The sequence below is a fragment of the Caldalkalibacillus thermarum genome (genome assembly GCF_014644735.1).
Lineage (GTDB): Bacteria > Bacillota > Bacilli > Caldalkalibacillales > Caldalkalibacillaceae > Caldalkalibacillus > Caldalkalibacillus thermarum.
In genome coordinates this window covers 1-698 of the sequence record NZ_BMKZ01000127.1, presented here as the reverse complement: position 1 = coordinate 698, position 698 = coordinate 1, and the positions used below count along the sequence as shown (strand labels likewise).

Genomic DNA, 698 nt, shown 5'->3' with positions numbered 1-698 from the left:
TCAAGTTCCCACGGGAAGATGAGCCATGTATCCAGATCAGGATAGAGATACATATCAGACTCTTCAATGCGCACGAATCCTTCAATAGAAGAACCGTCAAACATGATTTTGTTATCAAGGGCTTTGGACAACTGGCTGACGGGTATCTCCACATTTTTGACGGTTCCTAACAGATCGGTAAATTGCAACCGGATGTAGCGCACATCCTCTTCTTTAGCTATTTTTAAAATGTCCTCTTTCGTGTACTTTCCCATTTTAATCTCCTCCCCAATTGTTAATGACAAAGTTATTTTTATTAAGGCTTAAAGCCAGATATGCGTCTTGTAAAGTATTGATCCCTTTGGCTGTCATATCCTGCACTAAACAGGTCCATAACCTGGCCGCCAGCAGGGCATCACCTAAGGCATGATGGCGGTTTTCCGGCTTAATGTTGTACAAGGAGCAGCAGACTTCCAATGAAGTTTGCTTCAATGTGGGGTCAACAATTCTAACCAGAAACGAAGTATCCACAATACGGTGTTGAAAGGAACGGCCTCCCATCTCCCGTACCGCTTGCTGCATAAAGGCTTTTTCATGCCCGGCATGGTGGGCAGCAAGGAGATCCGTGCCGATAAAATTGAAAAATTGAGTCAGTACATCAGCTAGCACTGGCGCCGAAGCAAGATCATCCTCCGTAATGCCGGTCAATTGGCTCACTT

Annotated in this window: 2 protein-coding genes; both read right to left on the bottom strand. The window is 45.0% G+C overall.

Going from position 1 to position 698, the window contains the following annotated elements; translation table 11 throughout:
• Positions 1-254 (bottom strand): glutamine synthetase beta-grasp domain-containing protein (locus IEW48_RS16820; RefSeq protein WP_188624726.1); only part of this gene is annotated, 254 nt, incomplete at its 3' end.
• A gap of 1 nt (position 255) precedes the next feature.
• Positions 256-698, bottom strand: a 443-nt coding sequence (locus IEW48_RS16815) for an exonuclease domain-containing protein (protein WP_268236592.1), incomplete at its 5' end; no start/stop codon positions are given.